Origin of the sequence: Paraburkholderia sp. (genome assembly GCF_035501035.1) — a bacterium.
Lineage (GTDB): Bacteria > Pseudomonadota > Gammaproteobacteria > Burkholderiales > Burkholderiaceae > Paraburkholderia.
Genome location: NZ_DATJWR010000150.1, coordinates 1 through 7,625, shown reverse-complemented (window position 1 = coordinate 7,625; position 7,625 = coordinate 1). Strand labels below are relative to the sequence as shown.

Genomic DNA, 7,625 nt, shown 5'->3' with positions numbered 1-7,625 from the left:
CAGTAAGCCTCAAACGGGGGCAAGCTGAAGTATGACCAAATCTGAATTGGTCGCGCAGCTGGCTACGCGATTTCCGCAACTTGTCCTCAAGGATGCGGATTTCGCGGTCAAAACGATGCTCGATGCGATGTCCGAGGCGCTCGCCAAGGGCCATCGCATCGAAATTCGCGGCTTTGGCAGCTTCGGCCTGAATCGCCGGCCGTCGCGCGTCGGGCGCAATCCCAAGTCGGGTGAAAAGGTGCTGGTGCCTGAGAAGTTCGTGCCGCACTTCAAGCCGGGCAAGGAACTGCGCGAGCGCGTGGACCGTCGTTCGGGCGAGCCGCTGAAGGCGGACGAGCCGGACGACGACCTGTAAAGCGCTCTCTTAAGAGCGATTGCGGTCGTCGGCGGTCAATGCCAGATGGCCAGAACGCATGGACCGGTAAAAAGCGCCGGGGTGAACAGCCCCGGCGTTTTTTTTCGTCCGCGCTTTTTGCGCCTCATCGCCACGCCCGCAGTTTTGATCTGGCTCTGCGGTTCCTCGCACGTGTCGGTGCATGGGCCGTTCAATTACAATACGGGTCACTTCGGCGTGGCTTGTGCTGCTGCGCAGCATTGCCGCCTCGCCGGCGCCTTCCGCAACTGCCAAGAGAATCCTTCATGAGATTGATCGCCTGGGTGATCCGTGTGCTGGTGTTCGTGCTGCTACTGGTGCTCGCACTCGCCAACACGCAAACCGCGACGCTGAACTTTCTTGCCGGGTATGCGTGGCAGGCTCCGCTGATCCTGATCGGCCTCGCGTTCTTCGTGGTGGGGCTGCTGGCGGGGCTGCTTTCGGCGCTGCCGGGCGTGTTCCGGCTGCGCATGGAGAATGGACGTCTCAAGCGCGACCTGCGTGTCGCGCGCGACACGCCTGCGCCTGGCGTCGAGCCGCCGCTGCCGCCGCTTATCTGATTCGTTTTACCGTGCCGCGCGTCACACGCGCGGCCCATCACCCGCTCACACCATCGCTCGCATGGATCTCGATTTCTGGTGGCTCCTCGTCATTCCCGTTGCGTTCGCGCTCGGCTGGATGGCATCGCGCTACGACCTGAAGGCACTGCTTTCCGAAAGCGCCAATTTGCCGCGCTCTTACTTCCGCGGCCTGAATTTCCTGCTCAACGAGCAGCCGGACAAGGCCATCGACGCATTCATCGAGGTCGCCAAGCTCGACCCCGAGACCGTCGAGTTGCACTTCGCGCTCGGCAATCTGTTTCGCCGCCGCGGCGAGACAGACCGCGCGATTCGCGTGCACCAGAATCTGCTTTCGCGTTCGGATCTGCCCGTGAACGAGCGCGACCACGCACTCTACGAGCTTGGCCAGGATTTCCTCAAGGCCGGCATGCTCGACCGCGCGGAGGAAACCTTCGGCAAGCTCAAGTCCGGCGATTACGCGCTCGGCGCACAGCGTGCGCTGCTCACGATCTACGAGATCGAGAAGGACTGGAACCGTTGCATCGACACCGCGCGCGGCCTCGAGACGATGGGCGCCGCTTCGCTCGACCTCGAAATCGCGCAGTTCCATTGCGAGCTTGCGCAAGAGGCGCTGCAGCAGAAGAAGCCCGATGAAGCGCGCCGTCAGCTTGGGCTCGCGCTCAAGGCCAATCCGCAGAACGTGCGTGCGACGATTCTCGCGGGGGACGTCGACGCGGCAAGCGGCGCCTCCGAGGCCGCGCTTGCCCACTGGCGCGAAGTCGAGCCGCAGAACCCCGCGTATCTGCCGCTCGTCGCCGAGAAGATTATGAAGGCCTATGAGGCGCTCGGCCGCGCCGACGAGGGCGCGCAGGTCCTCATCGGCTGGGTCGATGCGTATCCGTCGAACGATCTGCTCGACGTGGCCTATAAATACGTGGCGGCGTTACGCGGCGCCGATGCGGCGCACGCGCTCGCCCGCACGCAGATGCAGAAGTCGCCGAATCTCGCCGGCATGTCGCGCCTGCTCGAGGCACAGCAGGCCACGGCCGAGGAGCCGCGCCGCAGCGAACTCGAATTGATGCGCAAGCTGCTCCAGCAGCGCACCAAGAACCTGCCTCGCTACACGTGCCAGAACTGCGGTTTCCGGGCGCGCCTCTTCTATTGGCAGTGTCCGGGTTGCAGCGGCTGGGAGACCTATGCGCCGCGGCGCGTCGAGCCAGTTCCCGCGTCGAGCTGACCCCGAGTCCGGGCGCACCCGGCCGGGCGCCCCATCGTCATTCCATCATCAGCATCTGTCACCGGAGCGCCTATGAAGATCACCATTATCGGTACCGGCTACGTCGGCCTCGTTACCGGTGCGTGCCTTGCCGAAATCGGCCACGATGTGTTTTGCCTCGATGTCGACCCACGCAAGATCGACATCCTCAACGGCGGCGGCGTGCCGATTCACGAGCCGGGCCTCATCGAACTCATCGCGCGCAACCGCGCGGCCGGGCGTATCACGTTCTCCACCGATATCGCGGCGAGCGTCGAGCATGGCGAGGTGCAATTCATCGCCGTCGGCACGCCGCCCGACGAGGACGGCTCGGCCGATCTCCAGTACGTGCTCGAGGCGGCGCGCAGCATCGGCCGCTACATGAACGGCTTCAAGGTGATCGTCGATAAGTCGACGGTGCCGGTCGGCACGGCACAGCGCGTGCAAGGCGTGCTCGCCGAGGAACTCGCGAAGCGCGGCCTCGCAGCGAGCGCGGACCACCGCTTCTCGGTCGTCTCGAACCCCGAGTTCCTGAAAGAGGGCGCGGCCGTGGACGACTTCATGCGCCCCGACCGCATCATCATCGGCATCGACGAGGACGAGAACGGCAACACCGCGCGCGAGAAGATGAAGCGCCTTTACGCGCCGTTCAACCGCAATCACGAGCGCACGATTTACATGGACGTGCGCTCCGCGGAATTCACGAAGTATGCGGCCAATGCCATGCTCGCCACGCGTATCTCGTTTATGAACGAGATGGCGAATCTCGCCGACCGCGTGGGCGCTGACATCGAATCGGTGCGCCGCGGCATTGGCTCCGATCCGCGTATCGGCTATCACTTTCTCTATGCGGGCTGTGGCTACGGCGGCTCGTGCTTCCCGAAGGACGTGCAGGCGCTGATCCGCACGGCCGCGGAGTCGGGCCAGAATCTGCGCATTCTCGAAGCCGTCGAGAACGTCAATTACGGCCAGAAGGAAGTGCTCGTGAAGAAGATCGTCAATGTGTGCGGCGAAGACCTCACGGGCAAGCACTTTGCCGTGTGGGGGCTCGCGTTCAAGCCGAACACCGACGACATGCGCGAAGCGCCGAGCCGCCGCCTGATCGCCGACCTGCTTGCGCGCGGCGCCACGGTGGCGGCCTGGGATCCGGTCGCGGCCGAGGAGGCGAAGCGCGTGTTCGCGCTCGATCTCGCCCAGGAGCCGCAGCAGCATGCGCGTCTCGCGTTCGCGTCGAGCCAGGACGAGGCGCTCACAGGCGCGGACGCGCTCGTCATCGTGACCGAATGGACCGCGTTCAAGGCACCGGATTTCGTGCACCTGAAGAAGGTGCTCAAGGCGCCGCGTATCTTCGACGGACGCAATCTCTACGAGCCGGACGCGATGGCGGAGCTCGGCATTGACTATCACTCGATCGGGCGGCCTCATGTCGATCTCGCAAGCACCGCAGTCTGAAACCGCAATCGCTTCCGAAGTGCGCGTCGTGCCGCGCGAGAAGCTCGCCACCTCGCGCGTGCTGGTGGTCGGCGACGTGATGCTCGACCGCTACTGGTTCGGCGACGTCAACCGCATTTCCCCGGAGGCGCCGGTGCCGGTCGTGCACGTGCAACGTCAGGAGGACCGTCTTGGCGGCGCGGCAAACGTCGCGCGCAACGCGGCCGCGCTCGGCGCACATGCGGGCCTGTTGTGCGTGGTGGGCCACGACGAGCCCGGCGAGCGTATCGTCGAGCTGCTCGGCGAGAGCAATGTGAGCGCCTATCTCGAGCGCGATCCCGCATTGCCGACCACCATCAAGCTGCGTGTGCTCTCGCGCCAGCAGCAGCTCTTGCGCGTGGACTTCGAGAACACGCCCGCGCACGAAGTGCTGCTCGCCAGCCTCGCGCGTTTCGACGCGCTCCTGCCCACGCACGACGTAATTCTCCTGTCGGACTATGCGAAGGGCGGCCTCACGCACGTCACGCAAATGATCTCGAAGGCGCGCGCCGCGGGCAAGGCGGTGCTCGTCGACCCGAAGGGCGACGACTGGGAACGCTACAGCGGGGCAAGCCTCATTACGCCGAATCGCGCGGAGCTGCGTGAAGTGGTGGGCACCTGGAAGTCCGAGGAGGACCTGCTCGCGCGCGTGACGAAGCTGCGCCGCGAACTGCAGTTCGACGCGCTGCTGCTCACGCGCTCGGAAGAGGGTATGACGCTCTTTTCCGATGCGGGTGTGCTGCACGCCGCGGCCGACGCGCGCGAAGTGTATGATGTCTCGGGCGCCGGCGACACGGTGATCGCGACCCTCGCGGTCATGCTCGGCGCGGGCCTGCCGCTCGTCGAGGGCGTCGCGCTCGCGAACCGCGCGGCCGGCATCGTGGTCGGCAAGCTCGGTACGGCCACCGTCGACTACGACGAACTCTTTCAATAACGTTGCGCGCGCGGCCGCACCCCGGCCGGGATATCGGAGCGTTTTCCCGGCGCAACATCAACCTCGCGTGAACTTCGTCACCGCAGACCTATCATGACCCTCATTGTGACCGGCGCGGCCGGCTTCATCGGCAGCAACATCGTCAAGGCGCTGAACGAGCGCGGCGAAGACCGCATCATCGCCGTCGACAATCTCACCCGCGCGGACAAGTTCAAGAATCTCGTCGATTGCGAGATCGACGATTACATCGACAAGACCGAGTTCGTCGAGCGCTTCACGCGCGGCGATTTCGGCAACGTGCGTGCGGTGTTCCACGAAGGCGCCTGTTCGGACACGATGGAAACGGACGGCCGCTACATGATGGAGAACAACTTCCGCTATAGCCGCGCCGTGCTCGATGCGTGCCTCGCGCAGCGCGCGCAGTTCCTGTATGCGTCCTCGGCGGCGATCTATGGCGGCTCGAGCCGCTTTGTCGAAGAGCGCGAAGTGGAAGCGCCGCTCAACGTCTATGGCTATTCGAAGTTCCTGTTCGACCAGGTGATTCGACGCGTGCTGCCCACGGCGCAAAGCCAGATTGCGGGCTTTCGCTACTTCAACGTCTACGGGCAGCGCGAGACGCACAAGGCGCGCATGGCCTCCGTCGCGTTCCATAATTTCAACCAGTTCCGCGCGGAAGGCCGCGTGAAGCTGTTCGGCGAATACAACGGCTACGCGGCAGGCGAGCAGACGCGCGACTTCGTTTCGGTCGAGGACGTCGTGAAGGTCAACCTGTTCTTCTTCGATCATCCGCAGAAGTCCGGCATCTTCAATCTGGGCAGCGGGCGTGCGCAGCCGTTCAACGACATCGCCACGACCGTGGTCAACACGCTGCGTGCAATGGAAGGCAAGCCTGCGCTCACGCTCGAGGAGCAGGTCAAGGAAGGCTTGATCGAGTACATCCCGTTCCCCGATGCGCTGCGCGGCAAGTATCAGTGCTTCACGCAGGCGGACCTAACGAAGCTGCGCGCGGCAGGCTACGACGCGCCGTTCCTCACGGTTCAGGAAGGCGTCGATCGCTACGTACGTTGGCTTTCCGGCCAGGTGTAAAGCGAAGGCGCGACTCCATAAACTGGACTCTCCTCGCCGGCGATGGTCGCCGGCGTATCAACGGAGACCCAGCATGATCCGAAAAATCGTTGCAGCGGCCGCGCTTCTGGCCGTATTCGGCCACGCCTTCGCGGCCGTGGACGTCAACACCGCCAACGAAGACGCGATGCGCGGCATCAAGGGCATCGGGCCCGCGCGCGCCAAGGCCATTCTCGACGAGCGCAGCGCGCACGGCCCGTACAAGGATGCCGCTGACCTCGGCAAGCGCGTGAAGGGCCTGGGCGGGCACACCGTCGAACGTTTGCAGGCCGAAGGATTGTCGGTCGGCCCTGCGAACGCACAGCCGGCGCGGGCGGTGGCCGCACAGGCCGCACCCGCGAAGGCGGGGGCGCAGCAGCCGGCTACCGTCGCAGTCAAGAAGTAGGCTCGCCCACGCGCATTGTCTCCATTTAGCGATTCTGCCGGTGCGCAACGACGGCTTCGCGATACCCCGTGCATCTCGCCCCATCTTCGCGGGGTGACAGGTTCCTTCAGGTGTCGCTTCGGCGACATTGACCCGCGGCCCGGGCCGCGGGCTTTTTGCCGTGCCTTCTCAGTACATTGGGCGTAGATGCGTCGCGCTTTATCCGTGCTTTATCGATGGTTTTTGCGCTCATTGCGTGTTTTCCGCGCGCTCTGGCCACAGTCTGACCGCGCTTTGCGGCATGCGCCCCTCGTGCGCGTGCGGGCCCTACGTCCACACGGGCATCAGGGGTCCCCTGCGGCTGCTGCTTGCGTGGTTTAGAATCGGCGGACTACGTACACGCGCCTCACCGCGACTCCCATGCCCTACAAGACCATTGAAGACACGATCGGCAATACACCGCTCGTGCAGCTCGTCCGCCTGCCGGACGACGAAATCCGTGCCCGCAACAACGTCGTTCTGGCCAAGCTGGAGGGCAACAACCCGGCCGGGTCGGTGAAAGACCGCCCGGCGCTCTCGATGATCCGCAAGGCCGAAGAGCGTGGCCGCATCAAGCCGGGCGACACGCTCATCGAGGCGACGAGCGGCAATACGGGCATTGCGCTCGCCATGGCGGCAGCTATCCGCGGTTACAAGATGGTGCTCATCATGCCGGAGGACCTGTCGGTCGAACGCCGCCAGAGCATGGCCGCCTATGGCGCGGAAATCCTGCTCACGCCGGTCAAGGGCGGCATGGAATATGCCCGTGACCTCGCCGAGCAGATGCAGCGTGACGGCAAGGGCATCATCCTCGACCAGTTCGCCAACCCCGACAATCCGCTTGCGCACTACGAGGGCACCGGTCCGGAAATCTGGCGCGACACCGAAGGGCGCATCACGCACTTCGTTTCGTCGATGGGCACCACGGGAACGATCATGGGCACGTCCCAGTTCCTGAAGGAAAAGAATCAGGCCATCGAGATCGTCGGCGCGCAGCCGGAGGAAGGATCGCGCATTCCGGGCATTCGCAAGTGGCCCGAAGCCTACATGCCGAAGATCTTTGACCGCAGCCGCGTCGATCGCGTGGAGAACGTGAGCCAGGCCGCAGCTGAAAACATGGCGCGGCGTCTTGCCTCGGTCGAGGGAATTTTTGCGGGCATTTCGTCGGGCGGCGCCTGCGAGGTGGCAATGCGCGTCGCACGCCAGGTCGAGAACGCAACGATCGTGTTCGTCGTTTGCGATCGCGGCGACCGCTACCTCTCCACGGGCGTGTTTCCGGCCTGATCGTGGCGATGCGCCTCGATCGTCATCGATCGGGGCGTCCATGCAAGAACGGCCTTCGGAATTTCCGAAGGCCGTTTTGCTTGTGCGCCCAGCATGGGCGCACTCCTGCGGGTGCAAGTCCCGCCATAAGCTGGTCACAGCGAATGAAGTGAAGCGCAACTGCATGAGGGTGACTGAATGTGGGGAGGAAGCGTGGAGCGTAAATCGCGAGCCGATGAACA

8 protein-coding genes are annotated in these 7,625 nt (G+C 64.5%); all 8 read left to right on the top strand.

Translation table 11 applies throughout. The features are described 5' to 3' along the window. Positions 1-31 precede the first annotated feature (31 nt). The 8 genes from VMJ11_RS10460 to cysM all read left to right on the top strand — a co-directional run bounded on the left by VMJ11_RS10460 (position 32) and on the right by cysM (position 7,404). Positions 32-355, top strand: a complete 324-nt coding sequence (locus VMJ11_RS10460) for an integration host factor subunit beta (protein ID WP_028226806.1) — start codon at positions 32-34, stop codon at positions 353-355. Between the two features lie 284 nt (positions 356-639). Continuing rightward, on the top strand, positions 640-933 hold the full coding sequence (locus VMJ11_RS10455) for a LapA family protein (protein WP_325619344.1): 294 nt from the start codon (positions 640-642) through the stop codon (positions 931-933). 61 nt (positions 934-994) lie between these two features. Then, entirely contained in the window at positions 995-2,170 is a 1,176-nt protein-coding gene (gene lapB, locus VMJ11_RS10450) for a lipopolysaccharide assembly protein LapB (RefSeq protein WP_325619343.1), read from the top strand. 72 nt (positions 2,171-2,242) lie between these two features. Continuing rightward, positions 2,243-3,640, top strand: coding sequence for a UDP-glucose/GDP-mannose dehydrogenase family protein (locus VMJ11_RS10445; protein WP_325619342.1), 1,398 nt, complete (start codon positions 2,243-2,245; stop codon positions 3,638-3,640). Further along, positions 3,612-4,592 (top strand): D-glycero-beta-D-manno-heptose-7-phosphate kinase, encoded by a 981-nt coding sequence (gene rfaE1, locus VMJ11_RS10440; protein ID WP_325619345.1) that lies wholly within the window; start codon positions 3,612-3,614, stop codon positions 4,590-4,592. Before VMJ11_RS10445 ends, rfaE1 begins: the two co-directional genes overlap by 29 nt. A gap of 93 nt (positions 4,593-4,685) precedes the next feature. Beyond that, positions 4,686-5,678, top strand: a complete 993-nt coding sequence (rfaD, locus tag VMJ11_RS10435; RefSeq protein ID WP_325619341.1) for an ADP-glyceromanno-heptose 6-epimerase — start codon at positions 4,686-4,688, stop codon at positions 5,676-5,678. A gap of 73 nt (positions 5,679-5,751) precedes the next feature. Then, complete coding sequence (locus VMJ11_RS10430; RefSeq protein WP_325619340.1) at positions 5,752-6,102, top strand: ComEA family DNA-binding protein; 351 nt, start codon at positions 5,752-5,754, stop codon at positions 6,100-6,102. A gap of 399 nt (positions 6,103-6,501) precedes the next feature. Further along, complete coding sequence (gene cysM, locus VMJ11_RS10425) at positions 6,502-7,404, top strand: cysteine synthase CysM (protein WP_325619339.1); 903 nt, start codon at positions 6,502-6,504, stop codon at positions 7,402-7,404. Positions 7,405-7,625 lie beyond the last annotated feature (221 nt).